This window comes from Desulfoferula mesophila (assembly GCF_037076455.1).
Classification (GTDB): domain Bacteria; phylum Desulfobacterota; class Desulfarculia; order Desulfarculales; family Desulfarculaceae; genus Desulfoferula; species Desulfoferula mesophila.
Genome location: NZ_AP028679.1, coordinates 460,366 through 486,228 on the forward strand (window position 1 = coordinate 460,366; position 25,863 = coordinate 486,228).

The 25,863-nt window shown below is 66.7% G+C and carries 25 protein-coding genes; 12 read left to right on the forward strand and 13 right to left on the reverse strand.

The annotated features are described in order from the left end of the window. Positions 1-25: 25 nt before the first annotated feature. Positions 26-274 (reverse strand): hypothetical protein, encoded by a 249-nt coding sequence (locus AACH32_RS02160; RefSeq protein ID WP_338605007.1) that lies wholly within the window; start codon positions 272-274, stop codon positions 26-28. Between the two features lie 142 nt (positions 275-416). Here AACH32_RS02160 and AACH32_RS02165 point away from each other — a divergent pair, with 142 nt between their 5' ends. Next, positions 417-938, forward strand: a complete 522-nt coding sequence (locus AACH32_RS02165) for a hypothetical protein (RefSeq protein WP_338605009.1) — start codon at positions 417-419, stop codon at positions 936-938. Further along, the gene (locus AACH32_RS02170; RefSeq protein WP_338605011.1) at positions 935-1,735 is read left to right on the forward strand and encodes an alpha/beta hydrolase; all 801 of its coding nucleotides are present in this window, start codon (positions 935-937) and stop codon (positions 1,733-1,735) included. The genes AACH32_RS02165 and AACH32_RS02170 overlap by 4 nt, the downstream gene beginning before the upstream one ends. On the opposite strand, the gene AACH32_RS02175 is transcribed toward AACH32_RS02170, so the two are convergent. Further along, positions 1,732-2,304 carry an isochorismatase family protein gene (locus AACH32_RS02175; protein WP_338605013.1) on the reverse strand — a complete coding sequence of 191 codons (573 nt, stop codon included), beginning with the start codon at positions 2,302-2,304 and terminating at the stop codon, positions 1,732-1,734. The two genes, AACH32_RS02170 and AACH32_RS02175, sit on opposite strands and share 4 nt — an antisense overlap. Positions 2,305-2,365: 61 nt before the next feature. Beyond that, complete coding sequence (locus tag AACH32_RS02180; RefSeq protein WP_338605015.1) at positions 2,366-3,631, reverse strand: Glu/Leu/Phe/Val family dehydrogenase; 1,266 nt, start codon at positions 3,629-3,631, stop codon at positions 2,366-2,368. 135 nt (positions 3,632-3,766) lie between these two features. Here AACH32_RS02180 and AACH32_RS02185 point away from each other — a divergent pair, with 135 nt between their 5' ends. Further along, on the forward strand, positions 3,767-4,408 hold the full coding sequence (locus tag AACH32_RS02185) for a CPBP family intramembrane glutamic endopeptidase (protein WP_338605016.1): 642 nt from the start codon (positions 3,767-3,769) through the stop codon (positions 4,406-4,408). 251 nt (positions 4,409-4,659) lie between these two features. Here the strand turns inward: AACH32_RS02185 and AACH32_RS02190 are convergent, their stop codons facing one another. Both AACH32_RS02190 and AACH32_RS02195 read right to left on the reverse strand, forming a co-directional pair. Further along, on the reverse strand, positions 4,660-5,040 hold the full coding sequence (locus AACH32_RS02190) for a YybH family protein (RefSeq protein ID WP_338605017.1): 381 nt from the start codon (positions 5,038-5,040) through the stop codon (positions 4,660-4,662). Positions 5,041-5,096: 56 nt separating this feature from the next. After that, complete coding sequence (locus tag AACH32_RS02195; protein ID WP_338605019.1) at positions 5,097-5,348, reverse strand: FmdB family zinc ribbon protein; 252 nt, start codon at positions 5,346-5,348, stop codon at positions 5,097-5,099. Positions 5,349-5,472: 124 nt separating this feature from the next. Here AACH32_RS02195 and xth point away from each other — a divergent pair, with 124 nt between their 5' ends. Then, a complete protein-coding gene (xth, locus tag AACH32_RS02200; RefSeq protein WP_338605020.1) occupies positions 5,473-6,246 on the forward strand; it encodes an exodeoxyribonuclease III in 774 nt (257 codons plus the stop codon). 263 nt (positions 6,247-6,509) lie between these two features. Here the strand turns inward: xth and AACH32_RS02205 are convergent, their stop codons facing one another. The 5 genes from AACH32_RS02205 to AACH32_RS02225 all read right to left on the reverse strand — a co-directional run bounded on the left by AACH32_RS02205 (position 6,510) and on the right by AACH32_RS02225 (position 12,109). Then, a complete protein-coding gene (locus AACH32_RS02205) occupies positions 6,510-6,998 on the reverse strand; it encodes an L-2-amino-thiazoline-4-carboxylic acid hydrolase (protein ID WP_338605021.1) in 489 nt (162 codons plus the stop codon). Between the two features lie 155 nt (positions 6,999-7,153). After that, the gene (locus tag AACH32_RS02210) at positions 7,154-8,347 is read right to left on the reverse strand and encodes a thiolase family protein (RefSeq protein ID WP_338605023.1); all 1,194 of its coding nucleotides are present in this window, start codon (positions 8,345-8,347) and stop codon (positions 7,154-7,156) included. Positions 8,348-8,428: 81 nt separating this feature from the next. Further along, the gene (locus AACH32_RS02215) at positions 8,429-10,006 is read right to left on the reverse strand and encodes an AMP-binding protein (RefSeq protein WP_338605024.1); all 1,578 of its coding nucleotides are present in this window, start codon (positions 10,004-10,006) and stop codon (positions 8,429-8,431) included. 79 nt (positions 10,007-10,085) lie between these two features. Further along, positions 10,086-10,874 carry an acyl-CoA dehydratase activase gene (locus tag AACH32_RS02220; protein ID WP_338605025.1) on the reverse strand — a complete coding sequence of 263 codons (789 nt, stop codon included), beginning with the start codon at positions 10,872-10,874 and terminating at the stop codon, positions 10,086-10,088. Beyond that, entirely contained in the window at positions 10,874-12,109 is a 1,236-nt protein-coding gene (locus tag AACH32_RS02225) for a 2-hydroxyacyl-CoA dehydratase subunit D (RefSeq protein WP_338605027.1), read from the reverse strand. The genes AACH32_RS02220 and AACH32_RS02225 overlap by 1 nt, the downstream gene beginning before the upstream one ends. Before the next feature lie 252 nt (positions 12,110-12,361). On the opposite strand from AACH32_RS02225, the gene AACH32_RS02230 reads away from it, so the two are divergent. The 7 genes from AACH32_RS02230 to AACH32_RS02260 all read left to right on the forward strand — a co-directional run bounded on the left by AACH32_RS02230 (position 12,362) and on the right by AACH32_RS02260 (position 20,890). Continuing rightward, positions 12,362-13,435 (forward strand): FAD-dependent oxidoreductase, encoded by a 1,074-nt coding sequence (locus AACH32_RS02230; RefSeq protein ID WP_338605028.1) that lies wholly within the window; start codon positions 12,362-12,364, stop codon positions 13,433-13,435. Continuing rightward, positions 13,428-15,281 (forward strand): hydrogenase iron-sulfur subunit, encoded by a 1,854-nt coding sequence (locus tag AACH32_RS02235; RefSeq protein WP_338605030.1) that lies wholly within the window; start codon positions 13,428-13,430, stop codon positions 15,279-15,281. Before AACH32_RS02230 ends, AACH32_RS02235 begins: the two co-directional genes overlap by 8 nt. Continuing rightward, positions 15,278-15,781: a 4Fe-4S dicluster domain-containing protein gene (locus AACH32_RS02240; protein ID WP_338605031.1), complete on the forward strand. Its 504-nt coding sequence runs from the start codon at positions 15,278-15,280 to the stop codon at positions 15,779-15,781. The genes AACH32_RS02235 and AACH32_RS02240 overlap by 4 nt, the downstream gene beginning before the upstream one ends. Next, complete coding sequence (locus tag AACH32_RS02245; protein WP_338605033.1) at positions 15,778-16,653, forward strand: CoB--CoM heterodisulfide reductase iron-sulfur subunit B family protein; 876 nt, start codon at positions 15,778-15,780, stop codon at positions 16,651-16,653. Before AACH32_RS02240 ends, AACH32_RS02245 begins: the two co-directional genes overlap by 4 nt. Before the next feature lie 110 nt (positions 16,654-16,763). Beyond that, entirely contained in the window at positions 16,764-17,192 is a 429-nt protein-coding gene (gene gcvH / locus AACH32_RS02250; RefSeq protein WP_338605035.1) for a glycine cleavage system protein GcvH, read from the forward strand. Positions 17,193-17,568: 376 nt separating this feature from the next. After that, entirely contained in the window at positions 17,569-20,157 is a 2,589-nt protein-coding gene (locus AACH32_RS02255; RefSeq protein ID WP_338605037.1) for an FAD-binding and (Fe-S)-binding domain-containing protein, read from the forward strand. 469 nt (positions 20,158-20,626) lie between these two features. Then, complete coding sequence (locus tag AACH32_RS02260; protein WP_338605038.1) at positions 20,627-20,890, forward strand: hypothetical protein; 264 nt, start codon at positions 20,627-20,629, stop codon at positions 20,888-20,890. Positions 20,891-20,902: 12 nt separating this feature from the next. Here the strand turns inward: AACH32_RS02260 and AACH32_RS02265 are convergent, their stop codons facing one another. After that, positions 20,903-22,285 (reverse strand): MFS transporter, encoded by a 1,383-nt coding sequence (locus AACH32_RS02265; RefSeq protein WP_338605040.1) that lies wholly within the window; start codon positions 22,283-22,285, stop codon positions 20,903-20,905. 206 nt (positions 22,286-22,491) lie between these two features. Between AACH32_RS02265 and AACH32_RS02270 the strand changes: the two genes are divergently transcribed. Further along, on the forward strand, positions 22,492-22,887 hold the full coding sequence (locus tag AACH32_RS02270) for a hypothetical protein (RefSeq protein ID WP_338605042.1): 396 nt from the start codon (positions 22,492-22,494) through the stop codon (positions 22,885-22,887). Positions 22,888-22,985: 98 nt separating this feature from the next. On the opposite strand, the gene hemW is transcribed toward AACH32_RS02270, so the two are convergent. Both hemW and AACH32_RS02280 read right to left on the reverse strand, forming a co-directional pair. Then, positions 22,986-24,122 (reverse strand): radical SAM family heme chaperone HemW, encoded by a 1,137-nt coding sequence (hemW, locus tag AACH32_RS02275; RefSeq protein ID WP_338605044.1) that lies wholly within the window; start codon positions 24,120-24,122, stop codon positions 22,986-22,988. Continuing rightward, positions 24,122-25,840: a long-chain-fatty-acid--CoA ligase gene (locus AACH32_RS02280; protein WP_338605046.1), complete on the reverse strand. Its 1,719-nt coding sequence runs from the start codon at positions 25,838-25,840 to the stop codon at positions 24,122-24,124. The genes hemW and AACH32_RS02280 overlap by 1 nt, the downstream gene beginning before the upstream one ends. Between the last annotated feature and the right edge of the window lie 23 nt (positions 25,841-25,863).

The following is a 25,863-nucleotide window of genomic DNA, read 5'->3' on the forward strand; positions in this document are numbered from 1 at the left end:
ACCATTGCCTCGGGTCTTTGGATGCTTAGGCGTAGTACTCGAAGTTCTTGACGAATTGGCCGATCTGCACTCCCAGGTACACGCACTGGGTGCCTTCGATGCAGGCCAGGGCGTCTTTTTGGTCCAACAGGGTGTGCATTAGGTGGTCACCCTTGGAAAGCTTGATCACCCAGTAGTCGTTCTCCGGCTTGAACTCCAGGTCCAGATCCAGCTTGTGCTCGTTGATCTCCGGATACATCTCTTTGAGTTTGGCGGCCAGGTCGTCTTTTTTCATCGGGTTCCTCCCAAGCTAGGGCCAGGATTGAATTTTAATGTGTCCACCCATGCTAAAAGTATCCCGCCGAGGTGTCAATACACTATGCGCGGGTCGGGACGTTATAATGGGGGCAGCCGATATCTTCAGCGGGAGGTGGCGCATGACCGGTGGGTTCGTGAAAAGTTTGGGAGCGCTATTGGTGGTGGCCTGCCTGGCCGCCGGGTGTGGCGTGGGCTACGCCCCCTCCGGCCTGGACCCCGCCCGCCTGGAAATAGCGGCCCAGGGCAGCATCACCCAGGAAGACATCAACCGGGCGGTGTTTCAGCAGGTGGGCTCCCTGCAAGACCAGCCCACCCTGTATCATTGGCTGGGCAAGCCCACCTGGCAAGTGGAGGCCTTCATGTTGGGCAGCGCGGACGCCATCTGGGCGCTCAAGCCCCTGGAAGGACTGGCCAAACCGCAGGTGGGCATGGAGGCCCGCGGCGTGGCCGCCTTTGAGGCGCCCAGCGGCAAAAACCACTACCGCATCACCTGGGCCTGCGTGGTCACCCACTATTGGGACGAGGGGGGCACCTGGCAGGAGCCGGTGTACGTCTACCTGCGGCAACAAGAAGTTACCCTGGAGTTGGCGCCAGGGCAGGTGCTCAGAATTTCGCCTTTTACCAACGAGAAGGGTAAGTGAAAGCGGCCCTGGGGCTGGTTTTGCTGGGGTTTACTATGCTGGGTTGCGACAACTTCATAGACTGGCAGGTGTTTTTCCCGCAGCGCAAACACGAGGCCCAGCCGGCCGACTTCGGGCTGGCCTGCCGGGAGGTGAACGTCACCACCGCCGACGGGGTGAGCCTGCACGGCTGGCACCTGCCCGCGCCGGGGGCGGTGAACCTGCTGCTCTTTTGCCACGGCAACGCGGGTAACATCTCCCACCGCCTGGACAATCTGCAACGGCTGCACCGGGCGGGGATCGCGGTGTTCATCTTCGATTACCGGGGGTTCGGGCGAAGCCAGGGCAAGCCCAGCGAAGCGGGCATGTACCAAGACGCCGAGGCGGCCTGGCTCTGGGCCCGGGAACAGGCCGAGAGCCAGGGCGGCCGGGTGGTGATCTTCGGCCGTTCCCTGGGCGGGGTGGCCGCGACCTATCTGGCCGCCGGGCATCAACCGGCCGGGCTGATCCTGGAGTCCACCTTCACCAACCTGGGGGCCATGGCCAAGAGCCTCCTACCCCTGCCCGGCCTGGAGGGCTGGCTCAAGGGCCGCTACAACAACCTGGACCGGGCCCCCTCGGTGGGCTGCCCGGTGCTCATGCTGCACGGCGACCGCGACCGCACCGTGCCCTATCGCCTGGGGCAAAAGCTGTTCGAGGCCCTGCCCCAGCCCAAACGCTTCATAACCCTGCCTGGGGCGGGCCACGAAAACACCTATGTGGTCGGCGGACCGGCCTATTTCGACCGCTTGGCCCGGTTTGTAAACGAACCCGGCTAAGGCTCTTCCTTGACCAGGGGTAGCACGGCCCGGAACTCCTCGGTGCCCGCCTGGCCCAGCAACTCGTACATGAACATCTCGGTGGAGCTGATCACCGCCCCGGCCTGCTCCAGCCGCCTAAGGGCCACCTCCCGGTTGGGCAGGTAGCGCGAGGCTACCGCGTCGGAGATGACGTGCACCTCGTGGCCCACCAGGGCGCTGAGGGCGGTCTGAGCCACGCAGATGTGGCTCTCGATGCCCGCGAAGACCAGCACCGGCTTTTGCTGCTCCCACAGCTTTTCCTGGAAGGGGCCGCAGGCGAAGCAGTCGAAGGTGATCTTTTCCACCGGGGTGGTGGCGTGGGGCAGCACCGAGGCGATCTCCTCGATGGTCGGGCCCAGGTTCTTCTGCTCGCTGACCACCACCGGCAGGTTCATGATGCGCGCGAAGCGAGCCAGGCGCGACACGTTGGCCACCAGCCGCTCCTGGTCGTCCATCACCGGCACCAGCTTCTGCTGCATGTCGATGATCACCAGCAGGCACTGCTCGGGCGTGAGCAGGGCGGGCGGTTTTCTCAAATCATGTTCCATGTCTTCCATCCCTCAATCTTTACTACGTCCCGTTGCCCTCGCTATCCGAATCCAAGCCCGGCTAGGGGTAGATGCCCCGGAGCTTGGTGGCCTCGGCCACCCGATTCACGCCCAGGATCATGGCCGCGGTGCGCAGGCTGACCTTCTTTTCCCCGGCGATGGCCAGCACCTCGTCCATGGCCTTGCCCATTATCTCTTCCAGGCGCTGGCCGATCTGCTCCTCGCTCCACAGGAGGTTTTGCAGGTTCTGCACCCACTCGAAGTAGCTGACCGTCACCCCCCCGGCGTTGGCCAGGATGTCGGGCACCACCAGCACCCCCTTGTCCGCGAGGATGGCGTCGGCCTCCGGGGTGGTGGGCCCGTTGGCCCCTTCCACCACCAACCCGGCCCGCACCTTGGCCGCGTTGGCCTCGGTGAGCACCCCTTCCATGGCGCAGGGTGCCAACAGGTCCACCTTTAGTTCCAACAGCTCCTCGTTGCTGATGTCCTCGGCGGCCACCTCGCGGCCCAGCAGGCAGGAGTACTGGTTCTTGCAGGCCAGGGCCTTGGCGCTGCTCACCCCCTGGGGATTGTAGACCCCGCCGCCAGAGTCGCTCATGGCCACCACCTTGGCTCCGGCCCTCTCGAAATAGCGGGCCGCCACCCCGCCCACGTTGCCCGAGCCCTGGATGGCCACGGTCATGTTCTCCAGCTCCCGGCCCAGATGGCGGGCCGCCCGCGCCGCGGCGATGACCACCCCGCGGCCGGTGGCCTCGAAACGCCCCAAGCTGCCCCCCAGCTCCAGGGGCTTGCCGGTTACCACCCCCGGCGTGGTCTGGCCCTTGATCATGGAGTAGGTGTCCATGATCCAGGCCATCTCCTGGGGCCCGGTGTACACGTCCGGGGCCGGGATGTCGCGCTCCGGGCCGATGATGGAGGCGATGCTCCAGGTGAAGCGCCGGGTGAGCCGCTCCACCTCGCCGCGGGACATCTTTTTGGGGTTGCATTGCACCGAGCCCTTGGCCCCGCCAAAGGGGATGTTGACCACGGCGGCCTTCCAGGTCATCCACATGGCCAGGGCGCGCACCTCGCCCAGGTCGGTATCCGGGTGGTAGCGCAGGCCTCCCTTGAAGGGGCCGCGCACGTCGTTGTGCTGCACCCGATAGCCGGTGAACATTTTCAGGGTCCCATCGTCCATCTTCACCGGGAAGTTAACGGTGACCTCCCGTTCGGTCAGGCGCAGGCGCTCCAACAAGCCGGGGTCGATGTCCAGGTGGGCGGCGGCGTCGTCCAGTTGGCGACAGGCCATGGCATAGGAATCCAGCGGTGTGCTTTGCGACGGGCTCATGATGCTCTCCCTGAAAGGCAAGGTTGATCCTCGTTATACGAGTTTGATTTTAGCAGATGCGGGCCGGGAGCATTGCTACCCATGATTATCTGCTCTAAGGTGATGGAGGGGGCCATATTTTGACCGGGAGAGGCGATGCGGGCCGTGAATCTAAAGCCCAAGCGGCAGAACTGGGCCGCCCTGGGGGCCATGGCGGCCCTGGCCGCCCTGCTGTTCGCCTGGGCTTTCGGCTGGTCCGGCGGCAACTTCTGGCTCAAGATCACGGCCACGGCCCTGATCCTCACCATCGCCTCCCTGTTCCTGCGGCCCCCGGCGCCCGGCGGCCTAGCCTTCCGGCCGCGAGATGCGGCCTGGGGCCTCATCTCGGCCGCGGTCCTGTGGCTCATCTTCTGGCTGGCCAAGCTGGCCGTCGCTTGGCTGTTCCCCGCCCTGGCCGCCCAGGTGGGGGCCATCTACGCCAAGGCCCAGGGCACCCCCTCCTGGCTCATCGCCCTGCTGCTGTTTTTCATCATCGGGCCCTGCGAGGAACTGTTCTGGCGGCGCTACCTGCAGGGCGGGCTCATGGAGCGCCTGGGGCCGCTCAAGGGCTGGCTGGCCGCCACCGGGCTCTACACCCTGGTGCACCTGCCCTCGCTCAACCTGATGCTCATGGGCGCGGCCGCCGTGGCCGGGGGGTTCTGGGGCCTGCTCTATTGGCGCCTGGGGCGCATCCCGCCGGTGATCGTCTCCCACGCCGTGTGGACTACCACCGCCTTTGTCCTCTTGCCCATCCCCTAGCCTGCGGCTTCGCCAGGAAGCGCCATGCTGCGCCCACGGCATCGCTTAGACCTCGGCGTATTGGCAATACGCCTGCGGTCTGCGCTCGCCCGGCGTGCCTCCGGTGGCAAAGCGGGTCGGGCAGGCTGCTGCCTCCACCAAAGGTTGTGGCTCCCGTTGACACGCTTTGGCAGCCCAAGCCTTGGGACGCCTGGCCTGACCCTCCCTGGCTGTGCCGGTTAAGGGCGCGAGTCGCGCTTGGTTGATGCGGGCTAGCCCAGCAGGTCGTGGCCGTAGGAGTTGTCGATGACGCAGCGCCAGTCGCCCGCCGCGTCCTTTTTAAAGACATAGGTGGCTTTGCGCTGGGCGGGGGGATGGCCCGGGGCGCGAACCAGGGTCTTGGCCAGCGCCAGGGCGGTGTCGCCCGTGGCCAGGACCTCCAGGCCCGCCTGCCTCACCTCCAGGCCGTGGCCGAAGTATTGGGCTATGGCCTCGAAGGCCTGGCGGATCCGCTCTTTGCCCACGGCGTTCCTGCCCGGTTGGACCACCAAAACGGCGTCTTCGGCATAAAACTCCATCAGGGAATCGAAGTCTTCCCGGTTGATGGCCGCGTCCGCCTGGGCGATGAGCTTTTCCACCGGGTGAGGGGACATGGGCCTGACTCCCAAACCTTATTTGGCGCAGGGCTGGAAAACGGTGGGTTCGGCGTCTAGTCGATGCCGGGGAGGGTGATGGTGCCGCAGTTGCCCGCGTTGGCGCAGGAGCGGTTCTCCACGGTGGGGCCGCTGGCGGAAGGGGCGTTCTTGGAACCGTGCACCACCGAGGCGCAGGTGCTCATAACCCGGCTGATCTCCCCGCCGCCGCAAGAGGGGCATTTGATCTCCACCAGCTCACCGGAGGTCATGGCCAAGTGCTCGAAAACGCTCTGGCAGGATTCGCAACGAAACTCGTAAATGGGCATGCTCCACCTCTCCGGGGCCGGGATTCATCATGGGAACCACTAGTCTATACCGCCCGCCCGGGCCTGGCAAGGCGTGGCGGCCATGCTAAGATGGAGCCGTAACCCCCGCAAGGAGAAGCGCCGCATGTCCTGGAGCCTGGCCACCTTCAACGTCAACGGAATCAGGGCCCGTTTGCCCCTGCTGTTGGACTGGCTTAAAAAAGCCTCGCCCGAGGTGGCCTGTCTGCAAGAGACCAAGGTGACCGACGAGGACTTCCCAACCGCCGCCCTGGAAGAGTTGGGTTATCACGTTTACTTCCACGGCCAGAAGTCCTTCAACGGGGTGGCCATCCTGAGCAAGCAGGAGGCGTCCGAGGTGGTCTCAGGGCTGGAGCCCGGCGACGGGGGGCAGGCCCGGGTGCTGGCCGTTCGCCTGGCCACCGGCTGGGTGGTGAACCTCTACGTGCCCCAGGGGCGCGAGGTGGGCCACGAGGCCTGGCACTACAAGCTGGAGTTTCTGAAGCAGGTGGCGGCCATGCTGCCCCGGCGCTTTGATCCCCAGGAGCCGTTGGTGGTCACCGGCGACATGAACGTGGCCCCCACCGACCTGGACGTGTACGACCCCAAGCGCATGGCCGGCAAGGTAAGCTGCCACCCCGACGAGCGGGCCGCCTTGCAAAGCATCGAGGACTGGGGCCTCGCCGACCTGTTCCGCCAACACCACCCCGAGGACAAGCAGTTCACCTTCTGGGACTACCGCCTGCCCCAGTCCTTCAAGCGCGACCTGGGCTGGCGCATCGACCTGATCCTGGCCACCAAGCCCCTGAGCGCCGCCTGCACCGAGTGTTTGGTGGACACCGAGCCCCGGGGGCTGCCCAAGCCCAGCGACCACACCCCGGTGGTGGCCAGCTTCAAGTAGGGCGGTGCCGCCGCGAGCCTTGCCCTTTTCCCATCGGCGATGCTATGGTTTAGAGGTCTCACACCCCAAAGCGCCCAGGGAGGATGCGGCCATGAACTGGCAATTTTATTTGATCGTGGGGGGCTCCATCGCCTTGGCCCTGTTCATCACCTGGCTGGGCCGTTGCCAAGATAAAAAGGACGAGGCCGCTTCCTCCAAGGGATAGCCGTCGCGCTTTACCTCCCAACAATCTCGCCGCCGGCCGCCAGGGCCGAGCGCCGCGCTCAGGCTATCAGGTCTTCCTGCCAGGTGTAGTCGAACTGACAGAGTTCGTCGCCCTGGCCGATGAAGGTGGGGCGCTCCAGGTGCAGCTTGGGCGAATAACCCCGGGCAAAGGCGAAGTCACGGCAGCAGGAGAGCACCGGCAACAGCTCCGGGGCCAGGCCCATCTTTTCATACAGCTTCAGATAGCCGCAGCCGGTCACCGTCAGGCTCATGCGGTCCCGCCCCAGTTCGTAGCCTTCGGTCTCCAGGGAGCCGGGCACGGCCATGAGCCGGTCCCAGATGGTGGCGAAATGCTCCAGGCTGGGCCCGGTCTTGGACTCGGCGGCAAAGGCCTTGCCCGCCTCCTCGGCGGTGTGCTCCACCATCTGGGTCATGGCCGCCAGGGCCTCTTCCTGACCCAGGCGCTTTTTGAGCACCTCGTATACCTGGGCCAACACCGTGGCCTCGATCTCCCGGCGCACCAACAGGGGAACCTGGTTGACGTTCATGCCTTTACTCCCGGCAAGGGTGTGATGTAGGGGCTTGGTCCAGCTTGCCCCATCGAGCGCGCGGGGCGCAACGGGCAAAAAATCGCCGCCCGGCCGGGGCCGGGCGGCGATGCGTCAGACAAGGGTTATGGCCGGCGGAGCAGGCCCGCCTTGGCTCAGGAAACCTTGAACACCACCGAAGCGGCGGTGTCGCCGGCGGCGCAGCCCGCGAACAGGCCGTAGCCGCCGCCCTTCATGACCAGCTCTTCGATAAGTTCCACCATGCAGCGGGAGCCGGTGGGGCCCTGGGGGTGGCCGAAGATCATGGAGGAGCCGTAGTTGTTGAATATCTCGTCGGGGATGTTCATCAGGCGGCCCATGACGATGTCGTTGATGGTGAAGGGGTTGTGGGTCTTCACCGCGGCCAGGTCCTTGACCTCCAGCCCGGCGTTTTTCAGAGCCATCTGGGCCGAGGGGGTCACCGCCGCGGCCATGCGGGCCTTGGCCGCCCGGGCGTAGCCGTAGGAGAGAATCTGGATGGTCACGCTCTTGTCGGCGCTTAGCTCCTGGGCCTTTTCCTGGGTGGTGACGATGAGCCCGGCGTTGCCGTCGGCCGGGTGGGTCTGGGCCCCGAAGGTCAGGGCGCCGTCGGGCAGGATGGGCTTCAGGGAGGCCAGCCCCTCGGCGGTGGTGGGCATGATGCCCTCGTCGGCCTCCACGGTGATGGTCTTCTTTTTGCTGACCTTCACGTCCACCGGGATCATGTAGCCCTTTTGGAAGGCCCGGTCGTCGGCCAAGGCCATCTCGTACTGCTCATAGCGCCTGAGCGCCATGGCGTCGGACTCTTCCTTGCTTACCCCGCCGTTGTCCTGGCCCACCAGCTCGGCGGTCATGAACATGGCCTTGCCGCCGTAGGGGTCCTTGTTGAAGTTGTCCATCATCCAGTTTTCGCTGATCACCTCGGCGCCGGGGCCCTTGGGGTTGGGCCACACGGTGTGGGGGCCGTTGGAGCAGCGGTCGGTGGTGGCCACCAGGTTGCACTCGTAGGCGCCGCACTCCAGGCCGGCGGCCGCGGTGTAGAGCGCGGTGGCGCTGGTGGCGCAGGCCTGGCTCACGGTGGAGCCGGAGATGCGGTCGTTGCCCATGAGGGCGCAGTACCAGGGGTTGGCATAGAACCAGGAAGGCATGCCGATGGTCATGCCGAAGGTGCAACCGTCGAACACGGCCGGGTCGATGCCTCTGAGCTCCAGGAACTTCTTGGTGGTGTCTGCCGCAAGCTTGATGGGATGCTCGTTTTGGAACGATCCCTGCCAACGGGAAAAGGGCGAGGACCAGTATCCTTTGTAGGGAACGAAGGCTTTGCTAAACATGGTCTGCTCCGTATCGGTTAAACGGTGGTAGCCACAATGGCAGCCCGTGATTTACTGGTGTTGCTTCCTGGATGTTGCGTCCTATTTGTCCGACCAGTGTCCGTAGCGGTCCCTTAGCACCCGGTGCAATATCTTGCCGGTGCCGGTGCGGGGCATCTCCTCTTCGGCCACGAAATAGATGTTCTTGGGGCGCTTGAAGCCGGCGATCTTGCCCTTGGTGAACTCCGAGAGCTCCTTGGCCAGCTCTTCGCCGGGCTCGTAGCCCTGGTGGGTGATGACCACGGCGGTGACGCTCTCGCCCCACTTGTCGTCGGGCACCCCGATCACCGCCACGTCCTTGACCGCCGAGTGGCCGCCCAGGCAGTCCTCCACCTCGCTGGGGTAGACGTTCTCCCCGCCGGTGATGATCATGTTCTTCTTGCGGTCCACCAGGTAGTAGTAGCCCTCGTCGTCCATGTAGGCCATGTCGCCGGCGCTGAAGAAGTCGCCCACGAAGGCGTCCTTGGTCACCTCGGGCAGCTTCCAGTATTCGCTGAACATGGCCGGGCCCCGGGAGTAGAGCTCGCCCACCTCGCCCACGGGCACCTCTTTTTTGTCCTCGTCCAACAGTTTGATGACATCGGTGCCGGGGATCTCGCGGCCGATGGAGCCCAGCTTGTCGAATTGCTCCGAGGGCAGCAGCAGGGTGACCAGGCCGGCCTCGGTGGAGCCGTAGGCCTCGTAGAGCTGGCTGTTGACGAAGTAGTCCATGATGGACAGCTTGAGATCGCGCCGGGCCGGGGCCGAGGAGATCAAAAGCTTTTTCACGCAATCCACGTTGTATTTGGCCTTAACCTCCTCAGGCAGGGCCAGCATCATGATGTAGTGGGTGGGCACCAGGGAGGTGAAGGTGATGCCGAACTCGCTCAGGGTCTTGATCATGTGCTCGGGGTCGAAGGACACCGAGTTGTACACCAGCGCCGTGGCCCCCAGGCAGGTGAACACGAAGGAGTAGAACACGCTGTTGATGTGGCACATGGGCATGACCAACAGGCCGCGGTCGTCGCGGTCGTAGCCCATGGCCGCGATGTTGGTCCAATACTTGCCCGCCAGCGACTCGTGGGTGCGCACCACGCCCTTGGGGCGGCCGGTGGTGCCGGAGGTGTACATGATGATCCAGGTGTCCTCGTCGTAGACCTTGGTGGCCGGCTCCTCGGGCGAACCGGCGGCCATCAGCTCCTCCAGGTGGGTGTAGCCCGCCGGGGCGTCGCCCTCGCCCATGTAGATGTAGCCCTTGTCCTTGATGGTCTCGAAATCTGGCTTGGCGTCGGTCACGTCGGCGGCGAAGGGCTTCTCCACGATGATGGCGCTGACTTCGGCGTTGTTGAGGATGTAGGTGTATTCGACAGGGGTCAGGCGGAACATGATGGGCACGGCCACGAAGCCGCCCTTGGCGCAGGCCCCGTAGAACTCCATCCACTCCAGGCAGTTGTAGGCCAACATGGCGATGCGGTCGCCTTTTTTGAGCCCCAGGTCGCCCAGGGCGTTGGCCAGGCGGCAGCAGCGCTCGTTGTACTCCTTGAAGGTCAAGGATCGGTTCAGATCCGCCACCCCCTCCTTGTCCGGAAACTTGATGGCGTTTACCCGAAGAATATCGGCCACGGTGAGCCAGCGGTTCATAACTACATCCTCTCCCGTTAGGGTTAAACCCCTTTTGGCCGGGGGGTCCCCTCAAACCGCCCCGGCCGTGGGGCCTTGGCTACTCGCGCGCCAGTTGCCGGGCTCTGAAGTCCCGGGCCAGGATGGCCGCCCCCCAGGCGCCGTTGAGCTGGGGGCGGGGAGGCAGGAGCACTTGGCGTCCCAACTCCTCGCTCAGCATCTGGGCCAGATAGGGGTTGTGCGCGGCCACTCCGCCGGTCATGACTACCGTGCCTTCGAGGATGTCCATTTCCATGACCCGCTTGACCACCGAGCGGAACAGGCCCTTGACCAGGGCCTCGACCTTGACGCCGTCGCGTATCTTGGACAGCACTTCGGTGGCGGTGAATACGGTGCAATAAGCGCCCAGGGTGGCCTCTTCTTGGGCGTCCCGGGCCAGTTGGTCGAGGCTCTCCAGGGGCAGATCCAGGCGCAGGGCCATTTCTTCCAGAAAGGCTCCGGTGCCCGCCGCGCACTTGCGGTTCATCTTGAAAGAGGTGCGCATACCCTTGGCGTTGAGCTTGATGATCTTGTTGTCTTGGCCTCCTATGTCCACCACGGTGAGCGCCTGGGGAAAATGATGATAGGCCCCGGCGGCGTGGCAAGCTATCTCGGTACGGGTCTCCTGGGCCATGGTGGCGTTCTTGCGGCCATAGCCGCAGGAGAAAATCCCGACGATGTCTTTCTGGTCCACCCCGGCCTGCTTGGCGGCCTCTTCCAAGGCCAGGTTGGCGCTGGCGGTGAAATCCACCCCCGAGCGCCGCACCGCGCTGCCCAAGAGGGCGCCGGAGTCGTCTATCAACGCCGCCTTGGTGGCGGTGGAGCCGATGTCTATGCCGCCGAAGACCATCAGGCGGCCATTTCCTCGATCTGCTCCACAAAGGCCTCGATATTGGTCTTGGCCTGCTCGTCGCTGAAGCAGCGCAGGTCGTTGAGGTCGCCGTTGATGACCAACGAGGGCACCCCGTGCACCTCGGCGAAGCGCTGGGGCAGGCCGTAGCGGCTGTTGGAGTTGTTGGGGCAGGTCTTGGCGTCGTGGAAGATGATGCCCTGGCAGCCGTAGCGCTCTACGTGCTCGAGCATGTAGGCCTCCTTGTAGGCCTCGTCGCGCACGATGAACAGTTCGGTGTAGGCCCGGGCCATGGACTCAAAGGGATCGGCCGCGTCAAAAGCGCCGAAGATCCAGGAGTTGCAGTAGGTGGAGCAGACGATGGCCGCCTTGAGCTCGTTCATCAGCTCGGCCAGCATGCGCAACCGGCCCCAAACGGGCATGCCGTCCCAATACAGGCGCAGGCGCTCGCCGGGCACGGCGGAGTAGCCCGCCTTTTCGCGCTCCACCAGCTCGGCCAACAGGGTGTTGTAATACTCGATGGCCTCGGGACGGCCCCTGAGCACCACCGCCGGAGCCATGTGGATGGTGTGGTCGAAGAAGTTCATCTGGGCGGGCACCCGGGCGCCGTATTCCAATACCGCGCGCCACTGCTCGGTGCACTGCTTGGATAGGCCCACCACCTCGCGCAGGCGGTCGATGTCGAACTTGTTGCCGCTGACCTTTTCCAGGGTGGGGATGAGATCCTTGATCTGCTGGGCCACGTCGGCCACCATGTACTCGCGCACTTCGCCCACGCCCCGGTGGGTGCGCACCCCGATGGCCGGCACGTTGAAGTGGCGGCCGTACCACTCGAACCAGTCCTGCACGTCGCGGCACTGGTTGGTGTTGAACACCAACACGTCGGGCTTGGGCACGCCCTTGATGCCGTAGGCCTTGGTCAGGGGGGTGATGCCCTTGAGGAAGGCGCCGACGTCGGCGGTGAGGTAGGAACAGATGTCCGGGCTGTAGCCGATGGCGTTGGCCACGGGTATGGTATCGGTGGCGATGCGCGAGGCGCCCAAAAGGGCCCCGTGGTTCTCGGGGTAGTAGACCTCGAAACCCATGGCGATGAGCAGTTCGGCAGGACCCACGCTGGTGCACCAGGCCACCTTGGGGCTGCCCTCGGCCGCGGCGCGGTCCAGGGCCAGGAAGTGGTCGGCCATCAGCTTTTTCATCATCTTGGTTGCTTGAATCGGCGGTGTTTTTTCAGACATGACATCGTCTCCGGCCTATGCGACACTTTGCCGCCGTGCAAGGCCGGAAACACGGCAAAGCGGGCCAAAAATGGTAGACACATGGTTACAAGTTAGCTACAATCTAGCTAACTTGCACTATAGGCAGGCCCGTCAGGCTTGTCAAGCGCTAATTTCCGGAGCTTAATCCGGCGCTTAGGGCCTTTTGCCCCCCCCTTGCGGGGGCGGTTTTTCGGGCCGGCAGATAAAGCTCTTATAACAGTTGAGGAAGCTTTGACCAACGCCCAATTGGACACGCCGGTGCTGATCCTGGGAGGCGGTGTTGCCGGGTTGGCCGCGGCGGTGGACCTGGGCCGCCGGGGGGTGGCCGCCACCTTGATCGAGCGGGAACCCCGCCTGGGAGGCAGGGCCTCCGGGTTTTGCTGCAAGGCCACAGAGGCCTGCGCCCGTTGCGGGGCCTGCCGCCTGGGCGAGCTGCTGGCCCAGGCGGCCAAGTTGCCCCAGCTGAGTATCTACACCGCCGCCTTGGCCGTGGCGACCCAGCCCCGGGGCGAGGGATGGCTGGTGGAGCTGGCCCCCCAGCCCGGCGGCGAGGCCGGGCCCGGTCCGGGCCGCCCCCTTGAGGAGCGGACCACGGTGGCCGCCCAGGCGGTGATCCTGGCGGTGGGGGCCGAGGCCTTCGATCCGGCGGGCAAGACCCGTTTCGGCCACGGCCGGGTGGACGGGGTGTTCAGCGCCCTGGAGCTGGAGGCCATGCTGGCCCAGGGGGCCCTGGGGCCCCAGGCCCTGGCCCCGGCCAAGGTGGCCTTCATCCAATGCGTGGGCAGCCGCGACGCCTCCCTGGGCCGTCTGTGGTGCTCCCGGGTCTGTTGCGGCTACGCCCTGCGCATGGCCCGGGTCATCCGGGGCCTGTTGCCGGAAAGCGAAATCACCTTCTTCCACATGGACGTGCAGGACTACGGCCGGGCCTGGGAGTCCGAGCTGGCCGAGCTGCGCCAAGACATGCGCTTCGTGCGGGCCATGCCCGGCGAGGTCACCGCCGGGCCTGAGGGCCCCCTGGTGAACTACGCCCTGGCCGGGGAGCCGCCGCTCAGGGAGGGTTTCGACCTGGTGGTGCTCTCGGTGGGCCTGGGCCCGCCCGCCGGGGCGACCGCCCTGGGCGAGCTGTTCGGCGCGGGCGTGGACGGCGACGGTTTCCTGGCCAGCCAGGACGGTCCGGCCGGGGTGTTCGTGGCCGGGGCGGCGGCCGGTCCCCGCTCCCTTAACGAATCCATCGTGCACGGCTCCCTGGCCGCCTCGTGGGCGGCCGGGCGGGTGGCCGCCCTGGCGGAGGCGCGCCATGGCTAAGGTAAGTCTGGTTTGGGTGGCGACGCCGGGCCTCGAAGAGTTGGACCCGGCCCAGGTGGCCCAGTCCGCCGGCATGGTCCTGGATAAAGGCGGCCTCTTGGAGGCGGCGGTGGTGACCACCAGCCGGGAGCAGGCCCCCCGCCAGGTGTTGCAACGGCTGGTGGGCTTGCCGGTGACCTGGCTGGAGCTGGCGGCCGAGGTGGGCGGCGGGCCCCAGCCCCATCGCCTGGCCCGGGCGGCGGCGGCGGTTTCCCGCGCCGCCGGGCGGGCGGCCAAGGCCACCCTGCCCCCGGTGTACGCCCCCCAGCCCGCCCAGAGCGTGCTGGTGGCCGGCGCGGGCCTGAGCGCGGTGGCCGCGGCCTGGGAGGCGGCGGCCCTGGGCCATCCGGTCACCCTGGCCACCCCCTGGGAGGCGGCCCACCAGGCCGGGGAAGACGACGACCCCGAGGCGGTGAGCCTCTTGGCCGCCCAGCTCCCGGCCCAGGTTGAGACCCTGCCCGGTTGCGAGCTGACCCGCCTCACCGGCGGGGCGGGCGGTTTCCAGGCCTGGCTTTCGGCCGCGGGCGAGACGCCCCAAACCTTTGGCGCGGTGTTTTTGGCCCCGCCCGGCGAGCTCACGGTGGGCTGCGAGGTGGCCGGCCTGGACCCGGAGCTGTGCCGCCCGGTGAGCGAGCTGAACCCCGAGGAGTACGAGGGGCCAACGGACGGCTGGCTGCACGTGGCCGTCATGGCCGGCACGGCCCAAGCGGTGCCTTCCTACAGTTTCAGCGCCGCCCTGGAGGCGGCCCTGGCCCTGGCCCGGCGGCCCCGGGTGCAGGTGACCCTGTTGTTCAGCGAGGCCCGGGTGGCGACGCCCGGCGGAGAGCGGCTCTTCCGCGACTGCCGCGAGGCCGGGGTGCTCCTGGCCCGGGTGGCGCCCGGCGGGCTCACGGTGCGCGAGAGCGGCCGTGAGCTGGCCTGGCTCGATCCCCTGTTGGGCGAGGAGCTGGCGCTGGCCCCGGCGGCGATGATTTTGGCTCAACAGGCCACGGCCCCGCGTCCCGCCTGGCTGGACAACGAGCTGATCGTCAAGCCCTGGGAGGAACTGGTGCCCGAGAACCCCCGTCTGGCCGGGGGGCGCACCAGCCGCACCGGGTTCTACCTAACCGGCGCCCTGCGGGGCACCGCGCCCGGCCCCGAGCGCCGGGACGAGGCCGCCTCGGCCGCCGCCGCCATGCAGGAGGTGCTGGGCGGCAGGGTGGTGCCCATGCCCGCGGTGCGCGACGCCTACTGCGCCAGTTGCCTCACCTGCGTGCGCACCTGTCCCCACGGCGTGCCGCGCTACGTGGAAGACCATATCCGCTGCGCCCCGGCCGCCTGCGTGGCCTGCGGGGCCTGCGCGGCCGAGTGCCCGGCCGAGGCCATCGCCCCGCCGAGCTGGGGCAACCCGGAGATGTTCTCCGGCCTGGAGTGGGGCCTCGGGCTGGCGCCGGAGCCCAAGATGGTGCTCTTCGCCTGCTCCGCCTCGGGCATGCCCGCCGTGGGTTCCCTGTCGGCCGAGGGACACCAGTGGCCCGCCGGGCTGCTGATATACCCCCTGGTCTGCGCCGCCCGCATGAGCCAGGTGTTGTTGCTCAAGGCCCTGGAACTGGGGGCCAAGCGGGTGTTGGTGGCCGGCTGCCATCCGGGCAACTGCCGCTCGGTGAGCGGCAACCACAAGGCCATGGCCAAGATCGCCGCCCTGCAAGGCGACCTGGCCGCGCTGGGCCTGCCCACCGACGCGGTGCGTTTCCTGCCCCTGGCCGCCAACCAGACCAGGGAGCTGGCCCAAGAGGTGGCCCGGATGGCCAAGGAGGCCCAGGAATGAGCGTGCGCCTCAACGATTGCGATCCCGGCTTCAAGCACGAGGTGGCCGCCGAGCCCGGCAGCGAGGGCATCCGCGCCTGTTTCGCCTGCGCCGCCTGCAGCGCCCGCTGCCCGGTGGGGGCCAACCGGCCGGACTACGACCCCCGCCGCCTCATCCGCCTGACCCTGTTGGGCCGGCGCGAGGAGGTCCTGGCCTCGCCGCTCATCTGGCTGTGCTCCTCCTGCTATTCCTGCGGCGAGGTCTGCCCCCAGCAGGTGCGCTTCACCGAGGTGCTCACGGCCATCAAGAACATCGCCGCCCGGGAGGGGCACGCCCCGCCCTCGGCCAAGGTGACCGCCGAGCTGTTGGCCAAGCAGGGACGCCTGCTGGAGATCACCGAGTTCGAAAACCAAAAACGCGCCGACCTGGGGCTGCCCCCGGTGGAACAGCGCCCCGGCGACTTCCAGGCCATCCTGGGGATAGAGCCAGACCAGGGCGAGGCCGGAGAGGAGCCGCGATGAAGGCGCTGTTGTTCTTGGGCTGCACCGTGCCGGTGCGCAATCTCAACTACGAGGTGAGCGCCCGCAAGGTGTGCGAGGCCCTGGGGGTGGAGCTGGTGGACGACGCGGCCCTGGCCTGTTGCGGCTACCCCCTCAAGGGCACCGACCAGGCCCACGCCCTGACCATCGCCGCCCGGGCCCTGGCCCAGGCCAGGGGCCACGATTTGCCCCTGGTGGCCCTGTGCTCGGCCTGCGCGGGCACCCTGGCCGAGGCCGAGCATCGTCTAAGCCACAACCCAGAGGAAGTGGCGCGGGTCAACGCCGAGCTGGCTCCCCTGGGCCTGGAGTACGCCCCCGGAGTGCGGGTGACCCACCTGGTGCGCTATCTGCTGGAGGAGGTGGGCCTGGAGGCCATCAAGGCCAAGATGACCCGTGACCTGAGCGAGTTCACCTTCGCCCCCCACTACGGCTGCCACTACCTGAAGCCCTCGGAGACCATCGGCGGCCTGGACGACCCCGAGGCCCCCACCAGCATGGGGGCGCTCATCGAGGCCACCGGGGCCAAGGTGGACAATTACCCCCGGCTCAAGGACTGCTGCGGGGGCGGGGTGTTGGGGGCCGACGAGGAGCTGGCCGGGGCGCTGGCCGGGGCCAAGCTGGCCGAGCTCGACGCCCGCCAGGTGACCGCCATGGCCCTGGTGTGCCCCTTTTGCAACGTGATGTACGAGGGCCAGCAAAAAGCCATCGCCAAGCGCATGGACACCAAGTTCAAGGTGCCGGTGGTCTACCTTACCCAAATTCTGGGCCTGGGCCTGGGAATGACGCCCGATGAGCTGGGTTTCAAGCTCAACCGTTCCAAGCCCAAGGAGCTGTTGGCCGCCTTTAAGGAGTAGGAGGGTGGCGGCGGCGGGGGCGATGCTATAAGAAAAAGCTTTGGCCGGGTTGTCGGCGTTCGGATTGTATTAAGACGCCCCCACGGGGGCTGGCCAGGAGGAAGGCGTCCATGGAAGTAGGCGGCTATAATTTTCCCGACGATCTCTACTATGACCAGAACCATTACTGGGCCAAGGTGGAGGGCGGCGTGGTGATAATGGGCACCACCGACCTCACCCAAAAACTGGCCGGCGAGATCACCTTCGTGGACGTGCCCGAGGAGGGCGACGAGGTGACCCAGGGCAAGCCCTTCGGCTCCATCGAGAGCGGCAAATGGGTGGGCCGGGTCTACGCCGTGGTCTCCGGCGAGGTGGCCGAGGGCAACGAGGAGTTGGAGGACGAGCCCGAGCTGATCAACTCCGACTGCTACGGCGATGGCTGGATCTGCAAGATCACCCCCGGCGATCTTGCCGGCGACCTGTCCAAGCTGATGCAGGGCGAGGCCTACAAGGAGTGGGTGGCCGCCGAGATCGCAAAGATGGAAAAGGACCAGGCCTAGGCGTGCTGGCCGTGCGTCAACATCGATATTTGTGCGCAGCCGTGGGGAGCCGGGGCCTTTGGCCCCGCACCTATGGCCTGCGATAGGATCGCTTGAGGCGGGGAGGGGACCCACACCCTCCCCGCCCGCTGTTTAGCGCCGGTCCCGTCTGTTGAACGGGCCGGAGGCTTGTCGACCGGTAATTTAGGATTCACGCGGCCCCCGCCGGACAAGCGCCGGCGCATCAGGGGCGGGGTTGCCCCGCAGGCCCCGGCCCCGCCGGGCCGCCGCGAAACTGGGCCCGAAGGCCCAGCCCCAGCCACGTCGAGACCCGAGCATTGCCCGCCGTTTCGGAGAGGAGGCCGAAGCGGCAAGGCGCGCCGGGACAGGAGGAGTCATGGAGATCAACCAGAAGCTTGTGGAGATCGTGGGGGAGGAGAACGTAGTCACCAACCCGGCCGACTGCCAGGCCTACAGCCGGGACATGTCGGTGCACATGGCCCCGCCCCAGGTGATGGTATTCGCCGAGACCACCGAGCAGGTGAGCGCCATCCTGGCCGCCTGTAACGAGGCCGGGGTGCCGGTGATCGCCCGGGGCGGCGGCACCAGCGTGACCGGCGCGGCCCTGGCCCCCAAGGGCGGGGTGCTCTTGAACCTCATCCGCATGAACAAGATCCTGGAGATCAACCTGCCCGACCACTACGCCAGGGTGCAGTGCGGCGTGGTCTGCGGGGCGCTTAACGCGGCGGTGGCCGAAAAGGGCTTCTTCTTCCCGCCCGATCCGGGCAGCGCGGGCATCGCCACCATCGGCGGCATGATCAACACCAACGCCAGCGGCATCCGGGCGGTGAAGTACGGCACCACCAAGGATTACGTCATGGCGCTCAAGGTGGTGCTGGCCGACGGGCGCGTTCTGGACACCGGGTCCAAGGCGCCCAAGACTTCCAGCGGCTACAACCTGTCCCAGCTCTTCTGCGCCTCGGAGGGCACCCTGGGGGTGATCACCGAGGCTACCATGAAGATCCTGCCCGCTCCGGCCTACGCCATCAGCGCCCGCCTGGAGTTCCCGGACATCCAGACCGCCGGCGACGCGGTGACCGAGATGCTCACCTCCGGGGTGCCCATCGCCACCTGCGAGATTTTGGACAACGTGTCCATCGCGGTGTTGGCCAAGGCCATCGACCTCAAGGTGGCCGAGGGCGTGGGCTGCATGATCATGCTGGAGTTGGACGGCCACCGCGCGGCGGTGGAGGACTACGTCAAGCAGGTAGACGACATCGCGGGCAAGCACAGCCTGATCGGCGCCAAGTGGACCGACGACCCGGTGGAAAAGGCCCCCCTGTGGGAGGCCCGCCACCGCCTGGTGCCGGCCATGAGCCGCCTCAAGCCCGGCTATCGCCTGGTGCCTTTGATGGAAGACTTCGGGGTGCCCATGACCAAGATCCCCGAGACCATCCGCCAGATCCAGGCCATCGGTGAAAAGCACGGCTTCCCCATCGCCACCTTCGGCCACATCGGCGACGGCAACCTGCACGCCACCTTCATCATGGACGTGAAAAAGTCCGACGAGTGGGAGGCGGTCAAGAAGATCGTCTTGGAGTTCGTGGAGCTCACCGCGGCCATGGAAGGCACCATGAGCGCCGAGCACGGCCTGGGCATGGCCAAAGCCCCGGTGATCGTCAAGGAGCTGGGGGCCACCGGCCTGGAGGTGATGCAGACCATCAAGGACGCCATGGACCCCAAGGGGGTGCTCAACCCCGGCAAGCTGGGCCTGAGGGGCTCCATCGAGGATGTCTACGACACCAGCGGCTTCGAACCCCTGCGCCTGCAAACGGGCGAGGTCAACACCTTCGGCGAGGTGGACAACGAGATCGTGGCCTGCATCCAGTGCGGCTTCTGCCGCCTGGGCTGCCCCACCTACGCCCAGACCGACCTGGAGTCCATGAACGCCAAGGGGCGCATCACCCTGGCCTTCAGCCTGCTGGCCGGGCACATGCAGCCCTCGGTGGAGATGGCAGACCGTTTGTACAAGTGCATGCTCTGCCTGAACTGCAAATACACCTGCCCGGCCCAGATCAACCTGGCCGCCGTGGTGCAGGCCGCCCGCAAGCGCCTGGTGGAAACCGGCTACCTGCCCGAGATATTCGTCAAGCTCATGAGCGACATGGTGGAGGCGGGCAACCCCTTCAGCATGCCCCGCGACACCCGCACCGACTCCTACCCCGTGGGCTATGAGCCCAAGCCGGGCGCCGACACCCTGCTGCACCTGGGCTGCGTGGCCTCTTACCAGGACGTGAAGATCATCCCCGCGGTGATGAAGATCCTGGACGCGGCGGGTATAGAGTTCACTACCCTGGGCAAGGAAGAAAACTGCTGCGGCTACCTGGCCTATTTGGTGGGGGACATGGAAACCTTCCACACCGTGGCCGCGGCCAATGACAAGATTTTCAAGGAGCAGGGGGTGAACACCCTGCTCACCACCTGCGCGGGCTGCTACAAGACCTTCGAGGACGTCTATCCCCACCAGGGCCACGGCGACGGCTACAAGCCCGAGCACGTGGTGTTCCTGCTGGAAAGGCTCATCAACGAGGGCAAGCTGAGCTTCGAGCCCGACGGCAAGCCCATGAAGGCCATCTACCACGACCCCTGCGACCTGGGCCGCCACCTGGGGGTGTACGAACCGCCCCGCGAGGTGATCAAGGCCCTGCCGGGGGTGGAGCTCTTGGAGTTCCCCCAGAACCGCACCCTGGCCAAGTGCTGCGGCGGCGGCGGCGGGGTCAAGGCCTTTGCCAACGAGTTGGGCGGCGACATCGCCTTCGAGCGCATCAAGGTGGCCATCGCCCAGGGAGCGGACACCGTGGTCAGCGCCTGTCCCTCCTGCAAGAACTCCCTGAACCAGGCTGCGGCCCGGGCCCGCAAGGAAAAGCTGGGCAAGATAAAGGTGATGGACATCACCGAGCTGGTGGCTTCGCGCCTGGCCAAATAGACCCTAGACCTAGCCCTTGCCTGGGGCCGCCTCGCGTTTGGCGCGGGGCGGCCTCTTTTTAACTTCAGCCTGGATACGGACCTTGCCCCCGGCTTCGCCAGGCGGCGCCATGCTGCGTTGCGGGCGTCGCTCGACTCCCCAGGCATATGGAGCGAGAATCGTCGGCGATACGGTAACCTGCCCCGGCCTTTCGGTATCATTGCTCCAGGTTTCTTCGGCCCCGAGAAACCAACCCTCTGAATTACATAGCGTTTGTAAGTAAAAGCCGCTAGGCGACGCTTTTGCATGTTCCTGGCTGCCCACAGGAAGGGCAGGGGGAACACCGTTGAGTCGAATGATGGCGGCATGCTTGCTTTTGGGGCTGGAATTGGCCATGGGGTGCCTTGGTAGGGCGGTTAACCGGCCGCCCGGCCAGGGGACCTTTTTGGCCCCCGCCCCCGGTCCGCTTGCTGTTTGGGATTGGGTCTGGTTGTGGGTCTTGGCCGCGGGGGTGGCCCTGGGGCTGGCGCTGGCCGTGGGCCTGCGCCGGCGGCGGGTTCGGCGGGCCCGCCAGGCCGGGGCGGGCGGCCTCAGCCTGCGCGGCCTGGAGTCCCTGCAAGGGGCCCTGGCCCTGGTGGAGCAGGTGTTCACCGGCTGCCAGCAACGCATGAAGGTGGTGGATTTCGACGCCTGGGTGGCCAGGCGCCGCAAAAAGCGGGCGCAGCGGCAGGGGCCGCCGGAAGCCCAAGACTGAAAATGCCGCCCGCTACTTCTTGTCCTTGGGCAACTCCCCCCGGCTGAGCGAGGCGAAGATGCCGGCCACGCACAACAGGCAGCAGATGAGGAAGGTGACCTTTAGGCTGGTGACCAGGGCGGGATAGGCGGCCGGGGTTATCTGCACCGGTCCCACGAACATGGCCAACACCGAGGCGGCGATGCCCATGGAGACCATCTGGCCCATCAGGCGCATGGCGGCCACGGTGCCCGAGGCGATGCCGTAATAGCGCGGGGCCACCGAAGACATGATGGCGTTCATGTTGGGCGAGGAGAACACCCCGAAGCCGATGCCGTTGAGCATCAGGCAGCCCACCACGTAGGCCACCGGGCTGTCGGCGCGCAGCAGGGCCAGCCCGGCCAGGCCCAGGGCGGTGAGCCCCATGCCCAGCGAGGCCACCAGGCGCGGCTGCACCCGGTCGGAGAGGCGCCCGGCCATGGGCGAGAGAATGGCCTGCATCACCGGCTGGGCCACCAGGATCAGCCCGGCCAGCGAAGCGCTGAAGCCCTTGACCTGCTGCAGATACAAGCTGAGCAAAAAGGTGACCGCGAACACCGCGGCGTAGTTGATCAGCGCGGCCAGGCTGGAAAAGGCGAAGGGTCGGTTGGTCTTGATCAGGCGCACCGGAAACACAGGGGCCGGGCTGCGGCCCTCCCACCAGCCGAAGACGAGCAAAAAGGCCAGGCCCGCCAGGGCCAGCCCTCCGCCGCCCCAGGAGGGCAGGCGGGTCAGGCCCAGGATGAGGCCCACCAGGGCCAGGGCGTAGAACAGCGAGCCCAACAGGTCGAAGTGCTCGCCCTTGGCCTCGGCCCACTCCGCGTCCAGCTTGTACACGGCCACCCACAGCGCCAGGGCGCTGGGGGGCACCACCAGGGCGAAGACGCTGCGCCAGGTGAGGTAGCTGGTCATCAGGCCGCCCAGCAGGGGGCCCAGGGACAGGCCAATGTAGATGGCCGCCACGTTGATGCCCAGGGCCCGGCCCCGCTGGCCGGGGGGGTAGGCCTCCGAGAGGATGGCCATGCCCGTGCCGAAGACCATGGAGCTGCCCACCCCCTGGGCCACCCGGGCCGCGAGCACCACCACGATGTTGGGGGCCAGGCAGGCCAGCAGCGAGGCCAGGGCGAAGCAGCTCATGCCCCAGATAAAGACCCGCTTACGCCCCAGGATGTCGCCCAGCCGCCCCGAGGGCACCACGCACACCGCGGTGGTCAGAATATAGGCGGTCTGCACCCAGGAGAGGGTCACCGCGTCCAGGGCCATGCGCCGGCCCAGGTCGGGCAGGGCCAGGTTGACCGCCGAGGCCATGACCGGGGTCACGAAGGAACTGATGACCGCCAGGGTGAGGGCGGCGCGCTGCAGGGTGGTGTCGGTCATAAATTACCCGGGCCGTTCATTTTGGGTTCAAACTCGCGACAACATAATAATTTACTACGTTCGGCCGGGCACGGCTAATCCCCGGGTAGTGTGGATCATTGGCGCCGCCCTGTGTTCTGCTGGCCCCGCCGCCCCTCCCGCCGCCTCGAGGAAAGAGGCGGCATTGCCTTGTCAGCCTACGGCGCGGATGAAAGAGGGAAAAATTTATGCTGAAACATGCCTCGGTATTTGGCCTGCTCATGGTGCTGATGCTGGCCGCCCTCCCGGCCTGGGCCGGGGATAGTGTCACCGGCTATTGGGACGGCTCTTGGACCTGCACCAGCGGAACCTGCGATAAGGCCCACGGCGGCTTTATGAGCGCCTCTTTGCAGCAGGACGATAATCACAACGTGACCGGCGATTTCGCGATGCATGACACGGTCAAGGGCATCCTGCGCTGCAAGGTGAAAAAAGCCGTGGTGGCCAGCGACTATGAATTCGCCGGCACCATAATGTGCGGCTCTTACAGCGTGGGTCTGGCCGGCAAGTTCAACGGAGACCATTTCGAGGGCCAATACGACGGCGGCTCGCTGGGCATGGGCACCTTCGTAATGAATCGCTGAGCCCGGCTCAAAGCGCGGTTGGCGCGGCGGCGTGAGCCCGTTGTCCGCATAATTCCGGGGCCTGGGCGCTTGCCGTCCGGGCCGTCTTTTTGGGGGGATCAGGCGAACAGGGCGGCCGCCGCGTCGGCCATGTTGAGCCCGGCCCGGGTGGGGATGATGCGGCCCTGGGCGATGCGTCCCCAGCCTTGCCGGTGCAGCTCGGCCAGGGCCCTGGCGTAGACCCGGCGGGGGTTGGCCCCCAAAAGCACCGCCAGGGGGGCCAGCTCCACCCCGCGCACCGTGCGCAGCCCCAGGAGGATCAGCTCCAGGGCCCGCTGCTCGGGGCTCAGTTCCTCGCGCATGGCCAGCGGTTCCTCGCCCGCCTCCACCAAGCGGCAATACTCCGAGGGGTCGGCCACCCAGGCCCAGCGCACCCCGGCCAGATGGCCGTGGGCCCCCGGCCCCAGGGACAGGTAATCACCCCCCTGCCAGGTGGCCTGGTTGTGGCGGCATTCGAGTCCCGGCCGGGCGTAGTTGCTCACCTCGTAGCGCCTGAGCCCAACGGCCTCCAGCAACCGCTCGGCCCGCTCCTCCATCTGAACGATCTCCTCGTCGCCGGGCAGGGGAGGGCGGCCGGGGCGAAAGTGGCGGCCAAAGGGGGTGCCGGGCGACAGGGTCAGTTCGTAGAGGGACAGGTGCTCCGGCTCCAGGGCCAGGGCGGCCTCCAGGTCGGCCGCGGCCAGGGCCGGGCTCTGGCCGGGCAGGCCGTAGATGAGGTCCAGGTTCAGGTTGGCGAAACCAGCCCTGCGGGCGGCGGCCACCGCCCGGCGGGTGCTCTCCGGCGAGTGGCGGCGGCCCAGGGCCTTCAGCAGGGAGGGGTCGAAGCTCTGGGCTCCCAGGGACAGGCGGTTGAAACCGGCGGCGCGCAGGGCCGTCAGCTTGAGCGGGGAGAGGGCCCCGGGGTTGGCCTCCAGGGAGATTTCCGCCGTGGGTTCCAGGCCCGGGGCCTCGCTTATTTGGGCCAACAGGGAGGCCAGGACGGCGGCGGGCAGCATGGCCGGGGTGCCGCCGCCGAAGTAGACGGTGGCCAGGCGGCGCCCCCCGGCCAGGGACGCGATGCGGCCCAAATGAACGGCGAGGCCCGCCAGAAGGCGGCGGGCCTCGCCGTGGTCGTAGGTCTTGGCGTTGAAGTCGCAATAGGGGCAGCGGGCCGGGCAAAAGGGCAGATGCAGATATAGGCCCAGCCCTGGCGGCATCAGACCTTCTTGGCGGCTTCCTCCTCCTTGAGCACCCGCCTGAGCACCTTGCCCACCATGGTCTTGGGCAGCTCGTCGCGGAACTCAACGATGGAGGGGACCTTGTAATGGGTCATGTTCTCCTTGCACCAGGCGATGATGTCATCCTCGCTCACCTGGCCCACCTTGTCCGGCTGCAGCACCACGAAGGCCTTGAGGATCTCACCCACCTTGGGATGAGGCAGGCCGATCACCGCCACCTCCAGGATGTCCGGGTGGCTGAACATGTAGTCCTCCACCTCCTTGGGGAAGACGCTGAAGCCCTTGAACTTCACCAGGTCCTTGGCCCGGTCCATGATGAAGATGTAGCCGTTATCAGCCATGTAGGCGATGTCGCCGGTGTAGAGCCAGCCGTCGCGCAGGGTGCGGGCGGTCTCGTCGGGACGGTTGAGGTAGCCCTTCATCACCTGGGGGCCCTTCACGCACAGCTCGCCCACCTGGTCCGGCCCGTAGCCCAGCTGGTTGTCGCCGGTCTCCAGGTCCATGATCTTGCAGTCGGTGTTGGGGAAGGGGATGCCGATGGAGCCCATGACCCGTTCATGGCCCTCGGGGATGACAAAGGGGTTGGCCGTGACCACCGGGGAGGACTCGCTGAGCCCGTAGCCCTCCACCACCTTGGCCCCGATCTTTTCCTCGAACTTCATCTGCACGTCGCGGGGCAGGGGGCCCGCCCCGGAGAGGCAGGCGGTAAGGGGGCTGAGGTCGTAGGCCTCCAGGCCCTTGGTGTTGTTGATCTTGTTGAACAGCACCGCCACCCCGGCCATGCACAGCTGGGTGCCCTTGCCCCACTTCTGGATCTGCTCGGCCCACTCCAGCATGGTATCGGGCGGCTTGGGGAACAGCAGCATGAAGCCGCCGGAGGCGATGGCCGAGTTCATGCAGCAGGTCATGGCGAAGACGTGGAACAGGGGCAGAACCCCCACCCAGCCCGCATCCCGGGGGAAGTTGACGCCGATCCAGGCCTTGCCGCTCAGGGCGTTGCTCACCAGGTTGTAGGAGGTGAGCATGGCCCCCTTGGGGGTGCCGGTGGTGCCGCCGGTGTACTGCAGGGCCGCGATGTCGTTTACCGGGTCGATCTCCACCGAGGGCGGGTTGGGCGCGGTGGCGAGCAGCTGCTTGTAGCTCAGGGTCCCCTGAGGCATCTGGCCGGTGGGAATCTTGCCCAGCTTCTTGCCCAGCCATTTCTTGAGCCCGCTCATCTTGACCAGGTCGGTGATGTTGGTGCCGATGAGGTGCTTGACCTGGGTCTGGTCCAGGATGCGCCCGGCCTCGGCGTACACCGAGTCCAGCACCACCAGGGCCTTGGCCCCGGAGTCATTCAGGTGGTGTTTGATCTCCAACGCCTTGTAGGTGGGGTTGATGGCCGTGGCGGTCATGCCCAGGCGCTGACAGGCGTAGAAGGTGATGACGAACTGGAAGGAGTTGGGCAGCATCAGGGCCAATACGTCGCCCTTTTTGAGCCCCAGGTTGGCCAGGGCGGTGGCGAAGCGGTCCACCGCGTCGTCCAGCTCCCGATAGGTCATCACCGAGTCCAAGAACACAATGGCCTTGTCCTCAGGATAAGAGGCGGCGGACTCCCGCAGCATGTCGCTAAGGCTTATCTTGGGGAAATCGATCCATTTGGGGACGTTCTGCGGCCAGTCGCCGTACCAGGGGCGGTCGCCAAGGTCCTGGGCCATGGTTATCCTCCTGGGGCCGGTGA

What these genes read in the sequence shown, in the direction of transcription:
- AACH32_RS02160 (WP_338605007.1), bottom strand. Translation starts at nt 274, where the DNA reads ATGAAAAAAGACGACCTGGCCGCCAAACTCAAAGAGATGTATCCGGAG.
- AACH32_RS02165 (WP_338605009.1), top strand. Translation starts at nt 417, where the DNA reads ATGACCGGTGGGTTCGTGAAAAGTTTGGGAGCGCTATTGGTGGTGGCC.
- AACH32_RS02175 (WP_338605013.1), bottom strand. Translation starts at nt 2,304, where the DNA reads ATGGAACATGATTTGAGAAAACCGCCCGCCCTGCTCACGCCCGAGCAG.
- AACH32_RS02180 (WP_338605015.1), bottom strand. Translation starts at nt 3,631, where the DNA reads ATGAGCCCGTCGCAAAGCACACCGCTGGATTCCTATGCCATGGCCTGT.
- AACH32_RS02185 (WP_338605016.1), top strand. Translation starts at nt 3,767, where the DNA reads ATGCGGGCCGTGAATCTAAAGCCCAAGCGGCAGAACTGGGCCGCCCTG.
- AACH32_RS02190 (WP_338605017.1), bottom strand. Translation starts at nt 5,040, where the DNA reads ATGTCCCCTCACCCGGTGGAAAAGCTCATCGCCCAGGCGGACGCGGCC.
- AACH32_RS02195 (WP_338605019.1), bottom strand. Translation starts at nt 5,348, where the DNA reads ATGCCCATTTACGAGTTTCGTTGCGAATCCTGCCAGAGCGTTTTCGAG.
- xth (WP_338605020.1), top strand. Translation starts at nt 5,473, where the DNA reads ATGTCCTGGAGCCTGGCCACCTTCAACGTCAACGGAATCAGGGCCCGT.
- AACH32_RS02205 (WP_338605021.1), bottom strand. Translation starts at nt 6,998, where the DNA reads ATGAACGTCAACCAGGTTCCCCTGTTGGTGCGCCGGGAGATCGAGGCC.
- AACH32_RS02210 (WP_338605023.1), bottom strand. Translation starts at nt 8,347, where the DNA reads ATGTTTAGCAAAGCCTTCGTTCCCTACAAAGGATACTGGTCCTCGCCC.
- AACH32_RS02215 (WP_338605024.1), bottom strand. Translation starts at nt 10,006, where the DNA reads ATGAACCGCTGGCTCACCGTGGCCGATATTCTTCGGGTAAACGCCATC.
- AACH32_RS02220 (WP_338605025.1), bottom strand. Translation starts at nt 10,874, where the DNA reads ATGGTCTTCGGCGGCATAGACATCGGCTCCACCGCCACCAAGGCGGCG.
- AACH32_RS02225 (WP_338605027.1), bottom strand. Translation starts at nt 12,109, where the DNA reads ATGTCTGAAAAAACACCGCCGATTCAAGCAACCAAGATGATGAAAAAG.
- AACH32_RS02235 (WP_338605030.1), top strand. Translation starts at nt 13,428, where the DNA reads ATGGCTAAGGTAAGTCTGGTTTGGGTGGCGACGCCGGGCCTCGAAGAG.
- AACH32_RS02240 (WP_338605031.1), top strand. Translation starts at nt 15,278, where the DNA reads ATGAGCGTGCGCCTCAACGATTGCGATCCCGGCTTCAAGCACGAGGTG.
- AACH32_RS02245 (WP_338605033.1), top strand. Translation starts at nt 15,778, where the DNA reads ATGAAGGCGCTGTTGTTCTTGGGCTGCACCGTGCCGGTGCGCAATCTC.
- gcvH (WP_338605035.1), top strand. Translation starts at nt 16,764, where the DNA reads ATGGAAGTAGGCGGCTATAATTTTCCCGACGATCTCTACTATGACCAG.
- AACH32_RS02255 (WP_338605037.1), top strand. Translation starts at nt 17,569, where the DNA reads ATGGAGATCAACCAGAAGCTTGTGGAGATCGTGGGGGAGGAGAACGTA.
- AACH32_RS02265 (WP_338605040.1), bottom strand. Translation starts at nt 22,285, where the DNA reads ATGACCGACACCACCCTGCAGCGCGCCGCCCTCACCCTGGCGGTCATC.
- AACH32_RS02270 (WP_338605042.1), top strand. Translation starts at nt 22,492, where the DNA reads ATGCTGAAACATGCCTCGGTATTTGGCCTGCTCATGGTGCTGATGCTG.
- hemW (WP_338605044.1), bottom strand. Translation starts at nt 24,122, where the DNA reads ATGCCGCCAGGGCTGGGCCTATATCTGCATCTGCCCTTTTGCCCGGCC.
- AACH32_RS02280 (WP_338605046.1), bottom strand. Translation starts at nt 25,840, where the DNA reads ATGGCCCAGGACCTTGGCGACCGCCCCTGGTACGGCGACTGGCCGCAG.